21 protein-coding genes are annotated in these 21,868 nt (G+C 52.9%); 5 read left to right on the top strand and 16 right to left on the bottom strand.

Features of this window, described 5'->3' with window-relative positions; translation table 11 throughout:
• Window positions 1-70 precede the first annotated feature (70 nt).
• The 3 genes from H7A79_RS02985 to dapF are packed head-to-tail and all read right to left on the bottom strand — an operon-like array spanning window position 71 to window position 2,193.
• Entirely contained in the window at window positions 71-673 is a 603-nt protein-coding gene (locus H7A79_RS02985) for a hypothetical protein (RefSeq protein WP_187001007.1), read from the bottom strand.
• Window positions 674-1,345, bottom strand: coding sequence for a DUF484 family protein (locus tag H7A79_RS02980; protein WP_187001006.1), 672 nt, complete (start codon window positions 1,343-1,345; stop codon window positions 674-676). It abuts the gene before it with no gap.
• Window positions 1,345-2,193, bottom strand: a complete 849-nt coding sequence (gene dapF, locus H7A79_RS02975; RefSeq protein ID WP_187001606.1) for a diaminopimelate epimerase — start codon at window positions 2,191-2,193, stop codon at window positions 1,345-1,347. The genes H7A79_RS02980 and dapF overlap by 1 nt, the downstream gene beginning before the upstream one ends.
• Before the next feature lie 576 nt (window positions 2,194-2,769).
• Here dapF and H7A79_RS02970 point away from each other — a divergent pair.
• Entirely contained in the window at window positions 2,770-3,120 is a 351-nt protein-coding gene (locus H7A79_RS02970) for an energy transducer TonB (RefSeq protein ID WP_135035654.1), read from the top strand.
• A gap of 392 nt (window positions 3,121-3,512) precedes the next feature.
• Here the strand turns inward: H7A79_RS02970 and H7A79_RS02965 are convergent, their stop codons facing one another.
• From H7A79_RS02965 to H7A79_RS02945, 5 genes are all read right to left on the bottom strand, one after another.
• On the bottom strand, window positions 3,513-4,172 hold the full coding sequence (locus H7A79_RS02965) for an alpha/beta hydrolase (RefSeq protein ID WP_135035657.1): 660 nt from the start codon (window positions 4,170-4,172) through the stop codon (window positions 3,513-3,515).
• Window positions 4,173-4,225: 53 nt separating this feature from the next.
• Complete coding sequence (locus tag H7A79_RS02960) at window positions 4,226-4,558, bottom strand: (2Fe-2S) ferredoxin domain-containing protein (protein WP_135035660.1); 333 nt, start codon at window positions 4,556-4,558, stop codon at window positions 4,226-4,228.
• A 209-nt stretch (window positions 4,559-4,767) separates the two neighbouring features.
• Entirely contained in the window at window positions 4,768-5,559 is a 792-nt protein-coding gene (locus H7A79_RS02955; RefSeq protein ID WP_187001005.1) for a polyamine aminopropyltransferase, read from the bottom strand.
• Between the two features lie 217 nt (window positions 5,560-5,776).
• Window positions 5,777-6,862, bottom strand: a complete 1,086-nt coding sequence (nagZ, locus tag H7A79_RS02950; protein WP_187001004.1) for a beta-N-acetylhexosaminidase — start codon at window positions 6,860-6,862, stop codon at window positions 5,777-5,779.
• Between the two features lie 201 nt (window positions 6,863-7,063).
• A complete protein-coding gene (locus tag H7A79_RS02945) occupies window positions 7,064-8,548 on the bottom strand; it encodes a DegQ family serine endoprotease (protein ID WP_167743116.1) in 1,485 nt (494 codons plus the stop codon).
• Between the two features lie 469 nt (window positions 8,549-9,017).
• On the opposite strand from H7A79_RS02945, the gene H7A79_RS02940 reads away from it, so the two are divergent.
• Together H7A79_RS02940 and H7A79_RS02935 are read left to right on the top strand one after the other, a co-directional pair.
• Window positions 9,018-10,307: an aldehyde dehydrogenase family protein gene (locus H7A79_RS02940; protein ID WP_434968550.1), complete on the top strand. Its 1,290-nt coding sequence runs from the start codon at window positions 9,018-9,020 to the stop codon at window positions 10,305-10,307.
• A gap of 1 nt (window position 10,308) precedes the next feature.
• A complete protein-coding gene (locus tag H7A79_RS02935; protein WP_187001002.1) occupies window positions 10,309-11,049 on the top strand; it encodes a toxin-antitoxin system YwqK family antitoxin in 741 nt (246 codons plus the stop codon).
• A gap of 346 nt (window positions 11,050-11,395) precedes the next feature.
• Here the strand turns inward: H7A79_RS02935 and H7A79_RS02930 are convergent, their stop codons facing one another.
• The 4 genes from H7A79_RS02930 to H7A79_RS02915 form a co-directional block, all read right to left on the bottom strand.
• Window positions 11,396-13,111 carry a proline--tRNA ligase gene (locus tag H7A79_RS02930; protein ID WP_187001001.1) on the bottom strand — a complete coding sequence of 572 codons (1,716 nt, stop codon included), beginning with the start codon at window positions 13,109-13,111 and terminating at the stop codon, window positions 11,396-11,398.
• A gap of 292 nt (window positions 13,112-13,403) precedes the next feature.
• Window positions 13,404-14,210 carry a peptidoglycan editing factor PgeF gene (pgeF, locus tag H7A79_RS02925; RefSeq protein ID WP_187001605.1) on the bottom strand — a complete coding sequence of 269 codons (807 nt, stop codon included), beginning with the start codon at window positions 14,208-14,210 and terminating at the stop codon, window positions 13,404-13,406.
• 185 nt (window positions 14,211-14,395) lie between these two features.
• On the bottom strand, window positions 14,396-15,049 hold the full coding sequence (locus H7A79_RS02920; protein ID WP_187001604.1) for a YecA family protein: 654 nt from the start codon (window positions 15,047-15,049) through the stop codon (window positions 14,396-14,398).
• A gap of 96 nt (window positions 15,050-15,145) precedes the next feature.
• Window positions 15,146-15,925, bottom strand: coding sequence for a TrmH family RNA methyltransferase (locus H7A79_RS02915; protein WP_187001603.1), 780 nt, complete (start codon window positions 15,923-15,925; stop codon window positions 15,146-15,148).
• Window positions 15,926-16,121: 196 nt separating this feature from the next.
• Here H7A79_RS02915 and leuB point away from each other — a divergent pair, with 196 nt between their 5' ends.
• Window positions 16,122-17,192 (top strand): 3-isopropylmalate dehydrogenase, encoded by a 1,071-nt coding sequence (gene leuB / locus H7A79_RS02910; protein ID WP_187001000.1) that lies wholly within the window; start codon window positions 16,122-16,124, stop codon window positions 17,190-17,192.
• A gap of 123 nt (window positions 17,193-17,315) precedes the next feature.
• Here leuB and clpX read toward each other — a convergent pair whose 3' ends face one another.
• On the bottom strand, window positions 17,316-18,572 hold the full coding sequence (clpX, locus tag H7A79_RS02905; RefSeq protein WP_135037123.1) for an ATP-dependent Clp protease ATP-binding subunit ClpX: 1,257 nt from the start codon (window positions 18,570-18,572) through the stop codon (window positions 17,316-17,318).
• Window positions 18,573-18,949: 377 nt separating this feature from the next.
• Between clpX and H7A79_RS02900 the strand changes: the two genes are divergently transcribed.
• On the top strand, window positions 18,950-19,885 hold the full coding sequence (locus tag H7A79_RS02900; protein WP_187000999.1) for a serine hydrolase: 936 nt from the start codon (window positions 18,950-18,952) through the stop codon (window positions 19,883-19,885).
• A 124-nt stretch (window positions 19,886-20,009) separates the two neighbouring features.
• Here the strand turns inward: H7A79_RS02900 and H7A79_RS02895 are convergent, their stop codons facing one another.
• From H7A79_RS02895 to H7A79_RS02885, 3 genes are read right to left on the bottom strand one after another with little or no spacing between them, the layout of a single operon-like run.
• On the bottom strand, window positions 20,010-20,972 hold the full coding sequence (locus H7A79_RS02895; RefSeq protein WP_246408119.1) for a tyrosine-type recombinase/integrase: 963 nt from the start codon (window positions 20,970-20,972) through the stop codon (window positions 20,010-20,012).
• On the bottom strand, window positions 20,888-21,217 hold the full coding sequence (locus H7A79_RS02890) for a helix-turn-helix domain-containing protein (RefSeq protein WP_187000250.1): 330 nt from the start codon (window positions 21,215-21,217) through the stop codon (window positions 20,888-20,890). The genes H7A79_RS02895 and H7A79_RS02890 overlap by 85 nt, the downstream gene beginning before the upstream one ends.
• A gap of 21 nt (window positions 21,218-21,238) precedes the next feature.
• Complete coding sequence (locus H7A79_RS02885; protein ID WP_246407831.1) at window positions 21,239-21,781, bottom strand: hypothetical protein; 543 nt, start codon at window positions 21,779-21,781, stop codon at window positions 21,239-21,241.
• Window positions 21,782-21,868 lie beyond the last annotated feature (87 nt).

Genomic DNA, 21,868 nt, shown 5'->3' with positions numbered 1-21,868 from the left:
GCCGTCTGAAAAACCAATACCGTATTTTTCTTAATTTATAACTTTTGGTTGTAAGCCGCATCATGCGCAATCAACCGTAACGTATATCTGACAGCAATACAACTGTGCAGGCCGTCTGAAACAATAAGGCCAACAGAAAACCCAGTTGCAGCTGGAGGCGGCTGAAACGGTTTGCCGCCTCGCCCGCAATAACTTTGCGGTGCAGATAAAAAACCACCATGATCACAGCCTGCATTCCGAACCAATACGCCGGTTCGAAAGCATAAAGCTGCAGCAGCACAGGCAAAACATAAGGGGTTATGCCCGCCGGAAAGCGGCTGAGCACCACTAACGCCAACACAGCAGACACGATGCCCATCAGCATACCGCTTACTGCAAACAAGCTGATAAAACCGTTGGCATTTTCGGCCTGCCACATCTTCTTTTCAGGCACTTTTTTCCAATGGTTTGCAAAGAAAAACAGGCTGGCCGGTATGATATAGAGATGGGGAGGATAAAGCGGAGCCAAGTGGATGATACCCCATATTCCAGGCAGAAGGCGTGCGCCGGCAAGGCCGAACCCAAACCAGAGCAGCACGCTTCCCCACAGCCATTGAAACTCTCCCGCTTTAAAAGCAGCGGTGAAAAACACGGCAATATAAACAACCGAAATCCATACATCCCAACCGGCCATTTAACGATAACCCATAATCCGCGACAAAGCCGCTCCCACGGCTGCCGCCATATATTCGACAGATTCCGTTGCCAAGCCTTCGGCAAATCGGTTAGGGGCTGCATCGGCTGCCAGCAGCACCGCGCCCGTTCCACCACCTATCGGGATAGGCAGTTGCAGAAAACTTTCTGCGACCACACCGCCCTGCGGGAGAAGCATTTGCATTTCTTTATTGATTTTGCTGCCTAACAACGGTTTTTTCAGCGCAACGATTTCTGCACTTGCTTTAGCATTGCCGGATACGTCTGCCTCATCAGGGATACGCGCCTTATTTTTCGGCGCAACAGCAATTTTCAACACAAACTGCTGTAGGCCGAAATCCTCCCGCAACGAACGGTATAAAACTTGGATTAGCCTGCCTGCCGTATTGGCACCCAGTAATTGCACATCCAGCGACAACTGGCGCAGCATAATTGTGCGGTTTGCCTCAGAATCGGCCAACATGGTTTTCAGCTGGGCAGCCATCTTTTCGACTTTCAGCTTTGAAGCCGCCACCTGCGCCTGGGCAAACGAGCGGACTTTCTCATCACGCAGGCGCACCCCCAATTCATCGGCATGCTCCGCCAAAAAATCCGGATGTTCCCTTAAAAACGCCAAAATATTGTCTTTATTCAAAATATTGTCTTTATTCATTAGTATTGCAACTCACCTTCAAATACAGTTTCCGCCGGCCCGGTCATCATCACATCGCTGCCGTTGTGCCAAGAAATATATAAATCACCGCCCGGCAGGCTCACGCGCACCTGCCTGTCCTCTTCCAATAAACCGAGCCGAACCCCCGCTACCACCGCAGCACACGCGCCGGTTCCGCAAGCCTGCGTCTCTCCCGCACCGCGTTCATATACGCGCAAACGGATATGGCTGCTGTCAACCACTTCCATAAAGCCCACATTCACCCGCTCTGGAAATTGCTCATGCGGTTCAATTGCCTCACCCCATTGCTCAACCGGTGCGGTTTTTACACTGTCCACCACAATCACGGCATGCGGATTTCCCATACTGACGCAACTGACGGGAACCGACTCCAACCCCACTAAAATCATATGGACCAATGCATCGGCAGCCTCTCCCGCCGCCGGCACAAACGGAATTTCAGACGGCATGAAATGCGGCTTGCCCATATTCACAGTTACCAAACCGTTTTCGGCCAAACGGGGCAAAATGATGCCGCGGGCAGTTTCAACCACGATTTCCTGCTTATCTGTCAATCCTTTATCTACCACAAAGCGTGCAAAACAACGCGCACCGTTACCGCATTGCTCCACTTCGCTGCCATCGGCGTTGAAAATACGGTAACGGAAATCTACTGCATCAGAATGCGCCCTCTCCACCAACAACAATTGGTCGAACCCTACACCTATGTGGCGGTTTGCCCATTTGGTTAACGGTGCTTTTTCCGGCTCGAACTGCTGGCTGATACCATCAATCACCATAAAATCATTGCCCAAGCCGTGCATTTTGGTAAATCTCAGTGTTTTCATCATCACCCTCCCCATCCTGCTTCAAGCCGTCTGAAAACGTAGGCGGCGATTCTACACCAAACCATCTGCTTTTGCCTTTTCCACAACCTCAAAAGCCGATGCACAAACAAAATGCCGTCCTACAACACTTTCCTGCCCCAATCCTTATTTGCAGCGGCAAACCAAACTTTTCAGTTGCATATAAGAGACAATCGGATTTTTATTCAGATAAACGGTAGTATTTGGTTTTTCATATCAAAAAAGTTGTACCCGGCGAATATCAACAAAATAAATATTTGTTTTCTAAATAATTTTTAATAAATATATTAATTTAATCTTTATTTCAGCCCCATCTATACTGCTGGATTCAAACTATCACCACGCTTTCGAATCAACCGATTATCTAAAAAAATTTCCATTTATCTTGCATTTTCTGTTGCATTATCTTTTTGATAAATGCAAAATACATAACAAGAAAAGAGAAAGATATACCAACTTATATTTCTAACACTTTTCCCGAAAATGGCCGCTTATCCAATATTTTATGCTGCAAGATGGCCAAACACATTACCAAACGTATTACAAAAAGGACAAACTATGAAAATCCAACGTGCTCTTTCTACCGTGGCTACATTCGCTCTTTTAGCCGGCGCTCAAGCCGCTTTCGCCCAAGGCGTTACTTTCCATCATAAAACTTCGGATGCTGCCGCACCGATTAGCGGAAATTTAGCCATGCGCATTACCATCAATGCCGAAGGCAATGTAAGTGATGCCCGAGTAATCCGCAGCAGCGGATCGGCCGGTATTGATGCCGAAGCGGTCAACTGGATTGAAGCACAGTATCTGCGTCCGGTTACCATGAACGGCGATCCGATTGACTTCAGCGTAATCAAAGAAATCAACTTCAGCAAAAACGCTCCGGTACAACACGCCGGCTTAGCCCAATAATAGTGATCGGGCTCTGCATTTCTCCACAGGCACTCCTTTCAAACAAGAGTGCCTTTTCCTTTATTACTGAAATTGTTACTGCAATACAATGCGCACAAATCAAATACAGTAAACTCACTATAATTTGACACTTTGCATAGCAAAACAACACAAAACAATGCAACAGATTTCCGTCTTAGCGCACTATTGATACCTTCTGCTTCTCTGTACCGCTTCCCGCTCTCTGCCGTTTTACTATCAAACACACCCGGGCCGTCTGAAACACCCGACCACCATCATGCCGCCCAGGCGGGAATGAATCTTTAAAAAAAAATATTTTTTATCCAAATATTTAATAACCATTCTAGATGGTTCTTCCCTCCGGAATCAGTTTTCCGGCCCAAAACCGATTTTCAGTTGGCTGTACCAATCTCCCCTTTTCCGTTTAAAACAGCAGGAACAAAGCGCAACAGGGTTTCGCGCAGAACAATCAGTTTGCCGTGGAAAAAGTGTGAAGACTCCGGCAACACCACCACAGGAATATTTTGTGGGGCAGCCCATCTGAAGGCTTTCTCCAAGCCTACGATTTCATCGGCTTCACCATGAACCAGCAGGGTTTTGGAAGCATCGGCAGCAGCAGGCTCGCGGTTTTCATAGTGATTGACGGCAGGCGCAACCAATAATAGAAGATCAGGCCCGCGCTGTTGCGCGGCAAACAGAGAAACATAACCACCGAATGAGAAACCGCCGATGGCAAGCTCTACAGCTTCCGGGTGGCGGCTGCGGGCATAGTCGATAACGGCGATGCAGTCATCGGCTTCACCACGGCCATAGTCGTGGCTGCCTTCGCTGTTGCCTACGCCCCGCAGATTGGGCAGGTAGCAATGGAAACCGAGCATACTCAAGGCCTTGGCTACGGTCTGTATCACTTTGTTGGTGTTGGTGCCGCCTTGCAGCGGGTTCGGGTGGTTGATAACGGCCACTCCCCTCCCGCTGCCTTGTGCGGGCAGATAGATGGTTTCGAGTATGCCTTCAGGGCCGGGGATGTATAACTGGTTCAAAGGTTTGAGCATAATGTTCTATATTCTGTATCGTATGTCGGCCGTCTGAAAAAGTCCGGAGTTCATCAAGTTTTTTCCGGAGCATCTACCAGCAGGCGGGCAACTGCCCTGCCGCCTGCCAAATCTTGTTCGAGAATATCGCGCAGGTCTTCTTCATCTACATAGGTGTACCAGCGGGCCTCGGGGTAAATTACCATCACCGGGCCGGATTCGCAGCGGCCCAAACAGCTTGTGCTGCTGATGCGCAGTTTGCCCGGGCCGATCAGATTCATCTTTTTGGCATGGCTTTTTAAAAAATCAACAGCCGCACCGGCCTCGCCGTTGTCGTTGCAGCTTTGTTTGCACGGGTTGTTACGGGCGTTGGCGCAGATAAACAAATGGCGTTGGAAATAACTCATAACGGGGTTCTTTCTACTGGAAGCCGTCTGTTTCAGACGGCCTTTACGGTTGTTCGGACGGCCTTATCATCGTGAATCCACCTTATTTGATTTGCGGCATACAGGGCAAACTGCAGACAGTATAGACAATATCGAACTGATTCTGCCTGCAAAACCGCTCTCTCCGTTCTGCGGCACAGCAATGCTGTAACAGAAATAAAAGGATTTCACTATAGATAAAAATATTTGCCGTTGTTTTGATTATTGGCTTTCAGTTGGGAAAGCATCTGTTTGAAATCCAAACCGTATTGCACACCGAGTTTGTCGGCACGCTTTTTTAATTTATCGAGACTTTGCTCTTTCGGGCTGCTTTGGAATGCCATCACGGCAACGTTGCCGTGGCTTTCTGCCGGCAGTTCCAACACACGCCCCTCAAACACGCCCAGCAGGCAATCGACAAAACGGTGGTAGCGGCGGTCGCCGCTCCACCAGTTGGTCACGAAAATACCGTTTGCCGACAATGCCCGGCGGCAGTTTTCAAAAAACTGCTCTTCTACCAGCGCATCAACAATTTGCACGCTGTCGAAACCGTCCACCAGCACCACATCCGTGCTCCCGCGCAAGGTTTTGATGTATTCGGCACCATCGGCTTCGATGATTTCAAAACGCCCGCCCTCAAACGGCAGTTCAAACAGGCTTCGCGCCACGTTGATAACCTGCGGGTTGATGTCCACTGCCGTTTGGCACGTATCGGGCAGATAAGCGTCTATCCAGCGTGCAAACGAGCCGCCGCCCAAACCGATTTGGGTGATATGCCGGGGCTGTTGTTCGGCAAACAGCAGCCAGCCCATCATGGCACGGCTGTATGAAAGCACCAGCTCGGCAGGATGGTCGAGATTCATCGAGCTTTGCACGGTGGCACTGCCCAAATGCAGCGAGCGGATATTGCCGGACTCGGAAATACCCACCTCCGGCAGCTCAAGCTGCTGCGCGCGCAGGCGGCGGTAGGGGTGATGTGCCATAAGCGGTAAAATATATAGGAAACGGCCGATATTTTAATACAGTCTGCAGATATTGGAACGGAGTTTCAGACGGCTCAAGCGGTAAATATGGGCCATGAATCCCTAAGGTTGTGATTATTCGGAAGACAGCAGGGTTTATAGCAGATGATTGCCTGAGGCCGTCTGAAAAAAGATTCAGACGGCCTCAGGCACGCGGCCGGCCGAACAGGCTGCCTTTTTAAAACGCCTCTCCCACTTTCACGCCGCCTTCGGTGTCTTTCGGCGTGGCCAGTTGTGCGGTAGCCCGTTGCGCCGCTTTAAATTCAGGTGTCTGCATCACAGCCGCTGCCTCTTCTGCGCCCAAAGTGTTTGCCATATATTGCCAGCGCGCAGCCAAATCGGGATTGGCAGGAATCACGAAACCTTCGCGCAATTCATCAACCAAATCAGGGCGGTTGCACACCAGCACGATGTCGCACCCCGCTTCAAACGACAATCGGGCACGGTCTTTGATGCCGCCCGCCCCCACTGCGCCTTCCATCGTGAGGTCGTCTGAAAAAATCACCCCGTTAAAGCCGATGCTGCGGCGCAGAATATCCTTCAACCATTTGGCAGAAAAGCCCGCAGGCCGGTTGTCCACCTGCGGATACACCACATGGGCGGGCATCACGGCAGCCATGCCGGCCGCGCTCATTTTTCTAAACGGCAACATATCGGCGGTCTCCAATTCGGCCAGCGTGCGGTTGTCTTGCGGCAAAACATAATGGCTGTCGCCCTCCACGAAACCGTGGCCGGGAAAATGTTTGCCGCACGACTTCATGCCGCCCCGGTTCAAACCTTTTTGCAGCGCCAACGCCAATTCGGCCACCACTTCGGCATCACAGTGGAAACTGCGGTTGCCGATAACCGCGCACTGCCCCCAGTTCAAATCGAGCACCGGCGTAAACGACAAATCGATGCCGCACGCGCTCAATTCGGCGGCCAGCACCCAGCCTGCCTGCTGAGCACGCATTTTGGCTGCTTCTGCACCTTCGTTATCCCAAACCGCGCCGAGTGCTTCCATCGCAGGCAGGCGGGTAAAGCCGTTGATAAAGCGTTGCACACGGCCGCCTTCATGATCAACGGCGATAATCAGCTCGGGCGAACGCAAGGCTTTGATTTCTGCAACCAGGGCTTTAAGCTGCTTGATATCTTCAAAATTGCGGCGGAACAGAATCACACCGCCCACGGCCGGGTCGAGCAGACGTTGTTTTTCTTCTTTGCCAAGACGCAAAGCTTGTACATCGGCCATCACCGGGCCGCGCGGAATAACGGGTTTGCTCATACTAATCTCATAAAAAATCAATCGGTTCGGGCTGACGGCAACTTTCAGACGGCTCCAAACCGTAAAAACCGCCCGGTGCCGATGCGGTAGGAAATACCGCCACTCCGCAACAAACCGTTCCATAGATCCCTATACCGCTGCCGGAAAATATTTCAGACGGCCTGCCGTTTCTGAAGGCCGTCTGAAAACCAACATACGGGATTATTGCAGATTTAACGCCAAAAACAGCGTGCTGCCGTTACGCTGCACCAGCAAAGGCACGGTTTTTCCCGTGTTTTCCAGCGCGCTGCGGAATGTGGATTCGTCTTCCACATTGATTTGGCTCACCGCCAGAATTTCATCGCCGCGCTTGAGGCCGGCGCGCTGGGCGGCACCTTCGGCCCTCACCACCACCAAACGTTTACCGTTGGCGGCTGTACGCGTTTGCAGGGTTAAGCCGGTGTTTTCAATAGTGAATGTTTCCCCTCCCGGCGTGTATGACGGATCAGAGGCCTGCTCCCCGTTCATTTCGCTGTCCTGGCCGTTGGCACCAAGCTGCACTTTCGCCGTGCTTTCTTTGCCTTTGCGCCACACGCCGAGCGTTACTTCCCTGCCCGGCGGCATCGCGCCCACCATTACCGGCAGATCGCTGGACTGGCGGACTTCTTCGCCGTTGACACTGCGCACAATGTCGCCCACCTGCAAACCCGCACGCTGTGCGGGGCTGCCGGGCAGCACGCGGGCAATCAGGGCGCCGGAAGCCTTGTCCAAGCCGAACGACTTGGCCAAATCATAAGAAACTTCTTGAATAATCACACCCAGCTGGCCGCGCTGCACTTTGCCGGCGGTTTTCAGCTGGTCGGCCACATTCATGGCCACATCAATCGGAATGGCAAACGAAATGCCCATAAAACCGCCGCTGCGGCTGTATATCTGCGAATTGATGCCCACCACCTGACCGCGCAGGTTAAACAGCGGACCGCCCGAATTGCCGGGGTTGATGGCCACATCGGTTTGGATAAACGGCGTGTAGTTTTCATTGGGCAGGCTGCGGCCTTTGGCCGACACGATGCCTGCGGTAACGCTGTTGTCGAAACCGAACGGCGCGCCGATGGCGGCCACCCACTCGCCCGGTTTCAAATCTTTGGCATTGCCCACCTTAATCACCGGCAGGCCGGCGGCATCGATTTTCAGCAGAGCCACGTCAGACTGTTGGTCGGAACCGATTAATTTGGCCGAATATTCGCGCTTGTCGTTCAACACCACTTTGATATTGGCCATGCCGCCCACCACATGTGTGTTGGTGAGAATATAACCATCGGGGCTGATGATGAAGCCCGATCCGAAGTTTAATTCCCCCTCATCGTCTTGATCGGGCATTTCGGGCATATTGGGCACGAGGCGTTTGAAAAACTCGTAAAACGGATCGTTATCGGGAAACTGGTTCAAATCCATGCCGTTATCGCGGCGCCGCTCCGCATGGTTTGCCTTGGTGGCCTGGATATTCACCACCGTCTGTCCTTCCTGCTCCACCAGTTTGGTGAAATCGGGCAGCAGCATTTCTACCTTGCCCTCTGCGGTTTTGGTTTCCACTTTTTTCACCAAGTCTTCCTGCGGTTTTCCTTCTTCACCGAAAAAGCTGCTGATTTTATCGCAACCGCTCAAAGCCAAGGCCGAAGCCGTCAGCAAAGCGATGTATTTTGGCATTGTGTTCACGGCGTTTCCTCTTAAAACTGTTCCGTTGGATTTGAATGGGCGATTGTAAACGAAAACAGCCGCTTCTGCACGGCAGTTGCAATGCTGCGGGCTGCTGCCTGAAACGCCGGAACCGCATAGGCCGTCTGAAAAACATTGGCTGCCGTTATTCAGCATAATCCGCGTTTCAGACGGCCTCAGAATAAAGCAGAATCAGCTTTCTGCCGCAATGGTTTTCCACGATGGTTTTCAAAGTAACCAAATCGCCGGTTATATCGGTAAAACACCGCTGAAATACATTTTCCACCTGTTTCGGGAAATGCCTTTAAAATATGAGGTACACCACGATATAATGCATAATATCAACAAGCTGCACAGCGCAAACCGATAGTGGGCGCAGCAGTATTTTCCGGAGCAGACCGTGTTTCGCAGCACACATATCCTCAGCGGCAAAACCCTATACGAACGCCCCGCGCAGCCTATGGAAGAGTTTGAATACGAGCTGCGCCGCCTGCAGCAGCGCCAGCACAGATTCGCCGCCTTAAAAGTAACCGAGCGCACCGCCCTGCTGCATGACTTTGCCGACAGGCTGGCCGCCGGCCGCAGCCGCCTGGCCGTGATGATTTGCGAAGAAGTCGGCCGCTGCCTGCGCGAATGTGAGGCCGAGTTGGATAAATCGGTGGAGCTTATCCGCTATTATGCCCACCTTGCCCCCGAACTGCTGGCACATAAAACCATCGCCACACAGGCCGCCTTAAGCCAGGTGCGCTTCGAACCTTTGGGCATCGTGCTGGCCGTGATGCCGTGGAACTACCCCGTTTGGCAGGTGTTGCGCTTTGCCGTTCCTGCCTTGTGCGCAGGCAACGGCTGCATGGTGAAACCCGCGCCCAGCGTGGGCCGGGTAACCGAAGCCTTGTTTGAATTGGTAGGAAAAGACTTACCGCTCGATATAGCCTGGCTGGCGGAGCCCGATGTCCGCCATGCCGTTGCCCGCACCGATGCGCTGGCCTTCACCGGCTCAACCGCCATCGGCCGCCGCTTGGCGGCGCAGGCCGGCCTGTATATGAAAAAAACCGTGCTGGAATTAGGCGGCAGCAACGCGTTTATCGTGATGAACGATGCGGATTTGCCGCAAGCTGCAAAAGATGCCTGCTATTCGCGTTTCCGCGATGCAGGGCAATCGTGTAATGCCGCCAAACGCATTATCGTTACCGAAGCGGTGGCTGATGAATTTATTGCGCTGTTTCTCGAAGAATGCGCCAAATTGAAAACCGGCGATCCCATGAACCCGCAAACCACACTGGCACCGCTGCACCGCCGCGATCTGCGCGAAAAAATCCACTGCCAAGTGCTTGATGCGCTGGTAAACGGCGCCGGCGTATTGTGCGGCGGCCAAATCCCCGAATGCAGCGAAAAAGGCTGGTTCTATCCGGCCACCGTGCTGGATCACGTCAATCACAACTGCCGCGTATATCATGAAGAAGTTTTCGGCCCCGTTGCCGTTATCCTGCGTGCTTTGGGCGAAGAACACGCCGTTGCGCTGGCCAACGACACCCCTTTCGGACTCGGTGCCAGCATTTATGCGAAAGACACCGCAAAAGCATGGCAGTTTGCTGCCAAGCTGCAAACCGGCGCGGTTTACATCAACCGGCATACCAGCAGCGATTTGCGCCTGCCCTTCGGCGGCGTAAAAGCATCGGGCTACGGCAGGGAATTATCCGAATTCGGCCTATATGAATTTGTAAACGTAAAATCTTACTGGCAGAAATAATATGAAACGGTTTTGGCATACCGGATTAACCGCATGGGTGCTGTCAGGCATTGCGCTGACGGCAAGCGCGCAAACACACGAAATTTATTTCAACCAACAAGGGCAGCTTACCGCCGCCATGTCGGCAGTAGCGTATGTCCGCCAATACGAAATCAAAGACGGCGCTGCGCAAGTGCAGGATTTTTATTATCCTTCGATGAAAAAATATTCCGACCCCTACCAAGTTCCGGCTGCCCAAATCAAAATATTCGTGCCCACACTCAATAACGGCACCCTCACCCTGTGGCATTTCAACGGCCGGAAAAAAATGAGCGGCACCTACAAAAACGGCAAACCCGACGGCGTGTGGACCAACTGGTATCCCAGCGGCAAAAAATCTGCCGTGATGCCTTATTCTGCGGGCAAGAGCGAAGGCATAGGCGCGCGTTATTACCAAAACGGCAACAAAGAGAGCGAAATCCAGTTTAAAAACGATAAAGCAAACGGTTTTTGGAAACAGTGGTACGCCAGCGGCAAGCCGAAAACCGAAATGGTGATGCAGGACGACAAGCCGATCAACATCGTAAGCTGGAACGAAGACGGACTGCTGCTTTCGGAAATTGTATTGGACGACGGCCGCCGCAACGGCATTATGCTCGATTGGCACCCGAACGGCGCAAAAAAATCGGAGGCGGTCTATTTGGACGGCAGCCTGGTCAAAAAAACCGTGTGGGATGAAGACGGCTATGTGCTTTCCGAATAACTTCCGAAGCGTGCAAAAAATGATTTGCAGATAAAAACCGGGCCGGTGCCCGGTTTTTTATGGGCAGCCGCAAGAAAAAGCATTTGGCCGAAACACCGATTTCAAACCGGCTGCGCCCGTTGCCGGCAAGTGCCGCGCCGGCCCCCCCCCCAACAAACTCAGGCATGCTGCCCTGCCCGTTGCAGCTTAAACTTTAAAACCGCATCAAGCATATTCAAGCATATTAAAGGCCGTCTGAAAAATATTTACCGCCGTTATCCGGTAAAATCTTTTTTCAGACGGCCTTTAATTTAAGTTTGATTTTCACCGGCTCGGGAAAATCAACGCATCAACGCAGCGCAGTATTTTAAGCGTTCAGCGCAGCCATCACTTTGGCCGCAACTTCTTTCACCGGCACGTTTTGCGCTTCGTTATCGGTGCGGCGGGCATATTCCACCGTGCCCTCTTTCAAGCCCCGGTCGCCGATAACGATTCGGTGGGGAATGCCCAGCAGCTCGGAATCGTTAAGCAGCACGCCGGCGCGCTCATCGCGGTCGTCCAACAATACATCGGCACCTTGCGCCAGCAACTCGGCATAAAGATGGTCGGCGGCGGCTTTCACCGCATCGGATTTTTTATAATTCATCGGCACAATCACCACTTGAAACGGCGCCATTGCTTCCGTCCAAACGATGCCGCGCTCGTCGTGGTTCTGCTCGATGGCAGCGGCCACGATGCGGGTGATGCCGATGCCGTAGCAGCCCATTTCCATGATTTGCGCTTTGCCGTTGTTGTCCAGAAAGCTTGCGTTCATGGCTTGGGAGTATTTGCCGCGCAGTTGGAACACATGCCCCACTTCGATGCCGCGCGCCAGTTTCAGACGGCCTTGCCCGCATGGGCTGGGGTCGCCTTCGACCACATTGCGCAAATCGACAAATTCCGGCTCGGGGCAGTCGCGGCCGAAGTTAAAGCCGGTGTAGTGGTGGTCGTCTTCGTTGGCACCGATAACGGTGTCGGCCAGTTTCTCGCAGGCATAGTCGGCATAAACCCTGCCTTTGAAGCCCACCGGGCCGAGCGAACCGCCGTTGGCACCGAAGGCCGTCTGAACGGCTTCGGGCGAAGCCATGGCGAGCGGCGATTTGATGCCGGGCAGTTTTTCGGCCTTGATATCGTTAAACTCGTGATCGCCGCGCAGCAGCAGCAGTACGATTTCGCCTTCTTCTTTGCCTTCCACCACAATGGATTTCAGCGTGCGCTCGATGGGAATGTTCAAAAATTCCACCAACGCGGCAATGGTTTTCACGTTGGGCGTGTGCACTTTGGTGAGGGTTTCTGCGGCGGCGGCGCGTTTTCCCGTTTGCGCCAGGGTTTGCGCCAGCTCCACATTGGCAGCATAGTCGGAAGCATCGCTGTAGGCAATCACATCTTCGCCGCTCTCGGCCAATACTTGGAACTCGTGCGAACCGGTGCCGCCGATGCTGCCGGTGTCGGCGGCAACGGGGCGGTAGTTCAAACCCAGGCGGTCGAAAATGCGGCAGTAAGCGCGATACATGGGCAGATAGCCTTCGTTCACCAGCGATTCGTAATCGGCGTGAAACGAATAAGCATCTTTCATCAAAAACTCGCGCGCACGCATCACGCCGAAACGGGGGCGCACTTCATCACGGAATTTGGTTTGAATGTGGTAGAAGTTTTTCGGCAGTTGCTTATAGCTGGTGATTTCTTTGCGCGCAATATCGGTAATCACTTCTTCACAGGTCGGCCCCATGCAGAAATCGCGCCCGTGGCGGTCTTTGATGCGCAGAAGCTCTTTGCCGTAAAACTCCCAGCGGCCGGATTCCTGCCACAATTCGGCAGGCTGCACCACGGGCATCAGCAACTCTACGCTGCCGGCGCGGTTCATTTCTTCGCGCACGATGTTTTCCACTTTGCGCAAAACGCGCAAGCCCATCGGCATCCAAGTATACAAGCCCGAAGCAGCGGCTTTGATCAGGCCTGCGCGTATCATCAGCCGGTGGCTGGGCAGCACGGCTTCGGCGGGGGCTTCTTTTAAGGTGGAAATGAAAAATTGGCTGGCTTTCATAATGTTTCGGCAGTCGGTTGGATAAAAGCGGCATTGTACCGCAATGCCTGTGTTTTCGGCAGGCGTGGTTTAACGCCGGACGGTCGAACCGCCGCCCGATGTGGAGCACGCCACGGCAGCGTTCCGGCCAGCCGGCAACTTCAGGCCGTCTGAAACCGTTTTTCAGCTTGTTCGGACGGCTCCAACCTTTTCAGACGGCCTCAACCTTTTCAGACGGCCTCAACCTTTTCAGACGGCCCAACCTTTTCAGACGGCCCAACCTTTTCAGACGGCCCAACCTTTTCAGACGGCCTTACGGTGTTTTTGCAAGAGCCCCGGGCTGTTGTTCCAGCCAAATGATGCTGGCCATACGGCCGGTTCGGCCTTCGCGGCGGTAAGAGAAAAAGGTATCCCGCTCCAGCACGGTGCAGCGGTTGCCGCCGTAAACCATACCCACGCCTTCGTTTTGCAGAGCCTGGCGGGCAAGACGGTAGATGTCGGCCAAATATTTGCCGCTGCCTATCGGCTCGAAAGCTTGCCCGGCTGCGGGGTTTTGCGTGCAGAAGGCATCGTAAACATCCTGCCCCACCTCGAAGGCTTCGGGGCCGATGGCGGGGCCGAGATAGGCCATGATTTCAACGGGCGGCACATTCATGGCGGCAACGGTGTTTTGCAGCACTCCGCCCGCCAATCCGCGCCAACCCGCGTGGGCGGCGGCCACCACGGTGCCCGCACGGTTGCAGAACAACACGGGCAGGCAGTCGGCCGTCATGCTGGCGCAGGCTGCGGTGCCGGTGGTGTCGAACGAGGCATCCGCGTCGGGCGGGCTGCTGCCGGTATGCTCGGCGGCATTTACCACCACCGTGCTGTGGATTTGGTTGAGATACACTACCGGCACGCCGGTTTGCCGCCCGACTATTTCGCGGTTTTGCCGGACGTGTTCGGGCGCATCGCCCACATGCGCACCCACATTCAGGCTGCGGTACACGCCTTCGCTCACGCCGCCGTTACGGGTGGTGATCAGGGTTTTGACATTGGCGGGCGCAGGCCAGTCGGCTTGGAAAAACGGCGCACCGCTGTGGTTGATGCCGATGGCGGCGTTTAAATCGAATCGGTTCATAAATGAAAGCCCGCTTGGTGGTGGGTTGAGGCCGTCTGAAAGGTTTTCAGACGGCCTGAGGCCTTTGCAAAATTCTTTTCGACACCTTAAAAACGCTTGCGTCATGCTTGGGCCAAGCTCAAGCATGACGAAATATAAGTAAATTCAGCATGAAAACGGTTTTTGCAAAAGTTTCGGCATGATGTTTACTGCTCTTTGCCGCAGCAGGCTTTGTATTTTTTGCCGCTGCCGCAGGGGCAGGGGTCGTTGCGGCCTGTTTTGGCACCTTCGCGGCGCACGGTTTGCGGTTTGTTTTTCATACTCTGCCAGTAGTGATAAATATCCAGCAGCACATGGGGCAGCTCGGATTCAAGCTGGGTAAGCTCGCGGGTGGTGAGATGCAGCACCATTTCGCCGTTTTCGTCTTCATCGTAAATGCCGCCCAAAGCCATGATGGGGTAAAACAAATCTTCGAATTCTTCATCGTTCGCAGTCTCGAACCAGTCGGTCGGCACCACATCGAGGGCATACAGATAGGCGTTGCACCAGGTGTGGAAATCGGGGTTGCCCGCTTCATCGTCATACAGCCATAAATCGGGCAACATTTTGTTGTCGAGCTTCATGCGCATATCGAGCACCATCTCCAACACCAGCGATTCGATTTGCTGCTCTTGGGCAGGGGTAAACCGGTGCTCGCCGCCCATCACTTCGGGCAGCCATTCGCCGGTTTTCAGTTCATCGGGGCCGGTGAGCAGAGCCAGCATATAGGCCTGCACCTCATCGCAGCGCATGGTGGCGCCGGTTTCCGCTTTGTGATCCAGCAGATATGCGAGACGCTGCCGGGAAGATTCGTCAAACATGGTTTCGTGTTCCTTGTGGTGGTTCGCTTGTTCAGACGGCCGGGAAAACAGGCCGTCTGAATATGCCGTTTCTGAAAATGACGCCAAAGCATACCGTTAAAGCCGCTGGCGCATTTGCTCAAACAAACAAATTGTTGCCGCCATCGCCACATTAAGCGATTCGGTTGCCCCCGCCATCGGGATATTGACACAGCCGGTTGCGCGCGCCAGCAAACCTGCCGACACCCCGCCGCCTTCATTGCCGAACACCCACGCGGCGGGGCGGGTTAAATCGGTATCATAAAGATTGCGCCCGTTGGTTGCCGATAAAGCAGTTGCCCAAATACTGCCGCCGTAGCCCGCGCACCATTGCGCCAAATCCACGCACTCAGACACATCGAGCAGAAAGTGCGCCCCCATGCCCGCGCGCAAAACTTTCGGTGCCCACGCATCGGCGCAACCTTGACCCAACACCAACTTTTGCACGCCCGCCGCCGCTGCGCTGCGCATGATGGTGCCCACATTGCCCGGATCCTGCACACAATCGAGCACCACGCAATCACCCTGCCGCGGCCGCGCGGGCGGCGCGGGAATATCAATAAGCGTCAGCACTTCCTCGGCTTGGGCCAGCCCGCTGATTCTCGAGAGCACCCCGGCCGCCACCGGCGTAACACAGTGTTCGGGCAATTTCGCCAGCAGCGCGCCCGCTTCGCCTGCGCAGCGTTTGTGTTCGGGCACATAAACCTGAATCGGCCGCACCCCCGCCTGCAGACAGGCCTGCAAAAGATGCACGCCCTCCAACACGGTTTGGCCGTGCGCACGGCGGGCTTTGCCGTGTGAAAGCAGTTTCGACACATGCTTGAGCTGTTCGTTACGGGCGGAAGTAATCAGTTTCATAAGCGGCATTATAATATTTTTCAGACGGCATGAGGGTTTATCGCCCTCGTCTGCACCGCCCGGTTGAAGTTCCGCCCCTGAACGGCATTCGGCACGGCGGCGGTCTGAAAAACCTTGCCGGCGGCAACATCTTTCCCACTAAAAACGGTACAATCAAGCCCGTTCAGCCAACCCATCATCAACAAAGGAACCCGAAATGAGCAAACAAATCGTTATTCTGCCCGGAGACGGCATCGGCTCCGAAATCACCGCCCAAGCCGTGCGCGTGTTGGACCGGCTGATTTCAGACGGCCTCGATGTGCAATATCAATACGCCCCTATCGGCGGTGCAGGCTACGATGAATACGGACACCCCTACCCCAAATACACACAAAAACTGTGCCGTGCCGCCGATGCCGTGCTGCTGGGCGCGGTGGGCAGCCCGCAATACGACAACCTCGAGCGCGCGCTGCGCCCCGAACGCGGCCTGTTGGCCGTCCGCAAAGATTTAAACCTGTTTGCCAACCTGCGCCCTGCCGTGCTTTACAAAGAGCTCGCCAACGCTTCCACCCTGAAACCCGAAGTCGTAGCCGGGCTGGATATTCTGATTGTGCGCGAACTCACCGGCGACATCTATTTCGGCGAACCGCGCGGCATCCGCACGCTCGAAAACGGCGAACGTGAAGGATTCAACACCATGAAATACAGCGAAAGCGAAATCCGCCGCATTGCCAAAGTTGCTTTTGAAGCCGCACAAAAACGTAGCAGAAAACTGTGTTCGGTAGATAAAGCCAACGTGCTGGAAACCACCGAGCTATGGCGGGAAATTTTCAACCAAACCGCCAAAGATTACCCCGATGTAACACTCACCCATATGTATGTCGATAACGCTGCCATGCAGCTTGTGCGCGCGCCCAAACAGTTTGACGTGATCGCCACCGGCAATATTTTCGGCGACATCCTTTCCGACCAAGCCTCGATGCTCACCGGCTCCATCGGCATGCTGCCCTCAGCCTCGCTCAACGAAACCGGCAAAGGCCTCTACGAACCCTCGCACGGCTCCGCGCCCGACATTGCCGGCCAAAACAAAGCCAATCCGCTGGCCACGATTCTGTCGCTCGCCATGCTGCTGCGCTACAGCCTCAACGATGAAACACGCGCACAGCAAATCGAAACCGCCGTGCAGAAAGTGTTGCAGCATGGCCTGCGCACCGCCGACATCCACGAAGAAGGCACACGGCAGGTTTCCTGCTCTGAAATGGGCAATGCCGTGCTGGAAGCACTATAATAATCCGGCAGCCTACACCCAATCAGGCTTCAATCCTTTGCAACAGCTCAGGCCGTCTGAAAATTTTTCAGACGGCCTGAGCTGTTGCAGATAATTCCAACTTTCATCATACTGTTTTGCAGTTTACGCGGCGGTTGCCAAATATTCTCTACCGTCTGCTTTCAATAACTTGGGGCCTTCGCCTTTTTCAACCACATTTTCATTTACCATCACTTTTTTCACATCTTGCAAATCGGGGAGCATATACATGGTGTCGAGCAAGCAGCGTTCGATAATCGAACGCAGACCGCGCGCACCGGTTTTACGCTCCATTGCCTGCTTGGCAATGCTTCGCAGGGCGGAAGGCAAGATCTCCAACTCCACGCCTTCCATCGCAAATAAAGCCTGATATTGTTTTACCAGCGCATTTTTCGGTTCGGTGAGAATATTGATTAAGGCATCTTCATCCAGCTCTGCCAGCGTGGCAATCACAGGCAAACGGCCGATTAACTCGGGAATCAGGCCGAATTTGATTAAATCTTCGGGTTCTACGGTTTCAAACAACGCTGTAATATCAGCATTTTCGTCTTTACTGTTCACTACCGCGCCGAAACCGATACCGCCTTTTTCGGTGCGCTGACGGATTACTTTCTCCAAACCGGCAAACGCGCCGCCGCAGATAAACAGGATATTGGTGGTATCGACATTGATAAACTCCTGATTCGGGTGCTTGCGCCCGCCTTGCGGCGGCACCGAGGCCACTGTGCCTTCAATCAGTTTCAGCAATGCCTGCTGCACGCCCTCACCCGACACATCACGGGTAATCGAAGGGTTGTCGCTTTTGCGTGAGATTTTGTCGATTTCATCGATATACACAATGCCGCGCTGTGCTTTTTCCACATCGAAATCGCACTTACCCAAAAGCTTGGTGATAATCTGCTCGACATCCTCGCCAACATAGCCCGCTTCGGTAAGTGTGGTGGCATCGGCCATCACAAACGGTACATCAAGCTTGCGCGCCAACGACTGCGCCAGCAGGGTTTTTCCCGAGCCTGTGGGGCCTATCAGCAGGATATTACTTTTCGACAATTCCACCTTGCCATTGCTTTGGGGCTGCCGCAGACGCTTATAATGATTATATACTGCTACGGCTAGTGCTTTTTTCGCCTGTTCCTGCCCGATAACATGGTCGTTAAGGTTGGCTACAATCTCAGCAGGAGTAGGCAGCTTGTTTTCCGTTCCTGCCGTTTCCTGCATAGAATCATCATTAGGGTTTTGCAGCATAATGCCGCAGGTTTCCACACATTCGTTGCAGATATAGGCGTGTTCGCCTTCAATCAGGTTTTTTACCTCATGCTCGGGCTTACCGCAAAACGAGCAATAGCGCTTTTCTTCAGACATATTTTATTCTTCAGCCTAATATAATAATATAAATATGAATTGGACAGCATCACGGAGCAGGCTGTCCCAAAGTAACTTAACTTAGTATAAATATTATCCGCCCGTTTATCAAATTACGCCGCTTAATTTGCCTTTTGAATCTTTCAGACGGCTTTTTTACATAAAAAATGCAACGGAAACGTAAAAAATAACGCAAACTGATGAAAAATATACCTTATTTACTTTACAAGCACACTTTACTCCATGATAATCCGTTAATCATTCCAAAACAGCACCGATTGATTAAAAAACCACCCCCATCTGCACCGCATATATTTTCCAAGAACGGTATTACCGTTTGCTTTCGAGTCCACAAAACACTTACGGAACCCGCTAAAATGAACTTCACTAAAAAAATCGCCGCCGTCTGCCTGAGCATCGGGCTGGCCGCCTTCTCAGTGCCCGCAGTCTCTAATGATTTAGATGTTCTCGGCCAATTTTTAGAGCAAAACTTTCCAATAGACAGCGACCCGATCGGCGCCTTTGCCTCCATGAATGCCGCCGAACAAGTGGAAGCCCAAGCCGCTTATGCCGGCCCGCTTCTCGCCTCGCAATCTGCTTTGATTGTAAACAACAGAACCGGCGAAGTGCTGTTTCAGAAAAACCCCAACCGCGTAATGCCCATTGCCTCAATTTCCAAATTAATGTCGGCAATTGTAGTGCTTGATGCCGATCAAAACATGAGTGAGCACATCACCATTACCGAAGCCGAAATCGACCGACTCAAAGGCACCGGCAGCCGCCTAACCATCGGTACCACGCTGACCCGCGCAGAAATGCTACACCTGAGCCTGATGAGCAGCGAAAACCGTGCCACCCATGCACTTGGCCGCAGCTACCCTGGCGGCATGAGCGCATTTGTGAATGCCATGAACCGCAAGGCTCAAAGTTTGGGCATGGTTGACACACGTTTTTACGAACCTACCGGATTGGATTTCCGCAATGTATCTACAGCCAACGATTTAAACAAGCTGGTTCAAGCCGCCAGCAAATATCCGGTTATCCGCCGCAACAGCACATCTAACCACCGTTCGGTTTATACCAACCGCGGCCAAGCCAGCTATAAAAACAGTAATTCGCTGGTACGTGAAGGCAGTTGGAATATTGAGCTACAGAAAACAGGCTATATCCGTGAAGCAGGCCGCTCAATGGTAGTACGCGCGAATGTGCAAAACCAGCCTGTTACTATCGTTTTGCTGAATGCGCCCTCTTCCCTCAGCCGTGTAAACGATGCGCGTAAAATCGAATCGTGGATGCTGCAGCGCCGCTCTTAAGCCCCCCCACCAACCAAGAGAGGCCGTCTGAAATTTTTTCAGATAGCTATTACTTAAAATTATTTAAAACACATAGATTTAACATTATAAAAACAATATATTAAACCTTCTCTCAATTCCTCCGTTAATTGAGCTGTGTCCATTTTGTGTCTAAAACACCATCAAGCAGGCCGGCATGTCTGTGCAGGTGTTCGGGCGCAAGATGGGCATATTTTTGCACCATCTCTATATTTTCCCAGCCGCCCATCTCCTTTAGGGCATACAGGGATACGCCGCTTTGCACCAGCCAGCTTGCCCATGTGTGGCGCAGGTCGTGCCAGCGGAAATCTTCGATGCCGACCGCTTCCAACGCCTTTTTCCACGGCTTCTGTATGTCGCGCACCGGCTGCCCGCGCCTGTTGACAAACACATAGTCGGGATGTTTTCCGCGTTGTTTGAATAAAACGGATAATGCCGCATCGTTCAGTGCCACACCTAAGGCATGGCCTGATTTGGTTTCGTCATGATGCAGCCATGCGACTTTGCGTTCCAGGTCGATTTGCTTCCATTTGAGATTCAATACGTTGGATTTGCGCAAGCCCGTGTTCAGGCTGAATACTGCCATCTCGGCGATATAGTCGGGCAGTGCCGCAACCAGCTTTTCCGCTTCATCGGGTCTGAGCCAGCGGACGCGCCGTTTGCTCTCTTTATATCTTGCCAACTTTGGCGCGGAATCCAAATAACCCCAATCTCTGACGCATTTGTTGAGCAATGCTTGGACAAACGAGAGATAGCGGTTTTTGGTGGCATTGCTGCCTTTAATCTTGGCGATTTCGGCCATAATCAGGCTTTTGTTCAGTTGGTGCAGATACAGCCCCCTGAAGGCAGTAAGCCTGCGGATTTTGGTTTCATCGTCGATCAGGCTCTTTTTGTCGCGCCGTTCTTGAAGCCAGCGCAGGCAGGCTTCATCCCACAGTATTTTGGGCTTTTCGGCAAAGTGCTTTACCCGCCACAGGTCGTATTTCAGTTTATCGTGATACTCTTGTGCCTCCTTTTCACATTTTGTTCCAGTCGAGCATCTAATGCGCTTACCGTCCGGCGAATAGATATCGGCATACCATATGCCGTTGTTGCGTTTGTAAATCGGCATTGTTCTTCACTCCTGTTTCCGAGCGATGCCTGCACGGCATCATTTTCCGAATCATGCAGAAAAGCGTCAAGGGCAGGCTGGGTAATGCAGTATTTCCGCCCGGGCTTTGAGGCGTTCAGACGGCCTGCGCGGATATGCTCCCGTATCGTTTCGGGATGGCATTTGCAGTAGGCCGCCGCTTCGGTTACATCGTAGGTTTTCACAGTGATGCTCCATATACGGTTTCATACACGGGGTAGGTGGCGGTTTTCAGAAACTCCGCCAGCTTTCTGACCGCCAAATGCCGTTTGATTTTCGGCTCGATTATCAGATAGTCTGCGGCAGAAACGTAAAAAAGCAGGCAGTGGAATCTGCCTGCTTCTGTCTGTACCGGTAACAGCCGGTAATGCGGGTAGCCGGTTTGGCGGCGGGGTGTATCCCGCAGAGACTTTGACGGTGCGGACGGCGGGGGCAGCTTCAATCAGCATCCGATTTCTCCCGTGTTTTTCCCTATCGTTATCACTTTTTTGATACTCCAACACATAAAAAACACGACATAATGACCCAACAATCAGACAGGCACCGGCGGTGCGCCATTCGCAATCTGCAACATGGCGCCACGCTTGGTGCGAAAAAGCAAAGACTGCGGCGGCAATTTGAAAAGAAAAGGAAAACAGACAGAACAGCATTGCCGCCAAGCCTGCCAACGATTCACCGGCTGCTTTTTCGATCATTTCCATTTCTTTTTTTAACGATTTGAGAAAAAACACCGGCAGCACAAAAGCCAAAACCAGCCTGCTCATTAAAGAAACAATATACCGGGCGCGGGTAAGAAAAGATTTGCCCCATGACGGCAAACTTCCGACCAAATGTAA

The sequence above is a fragment of the Neisseria musculi genome (genome assembly GCF_014297595.2).
Lineage (GTDB): Bacteria > Pseudomonadota > Gammaproteobacteria > Burkholderiales > Neisseriaceae > Neisseria > Neisseria musculi.
This window is presented reverse-complemented; position numbering and strand designations above follow the sequence as displayed.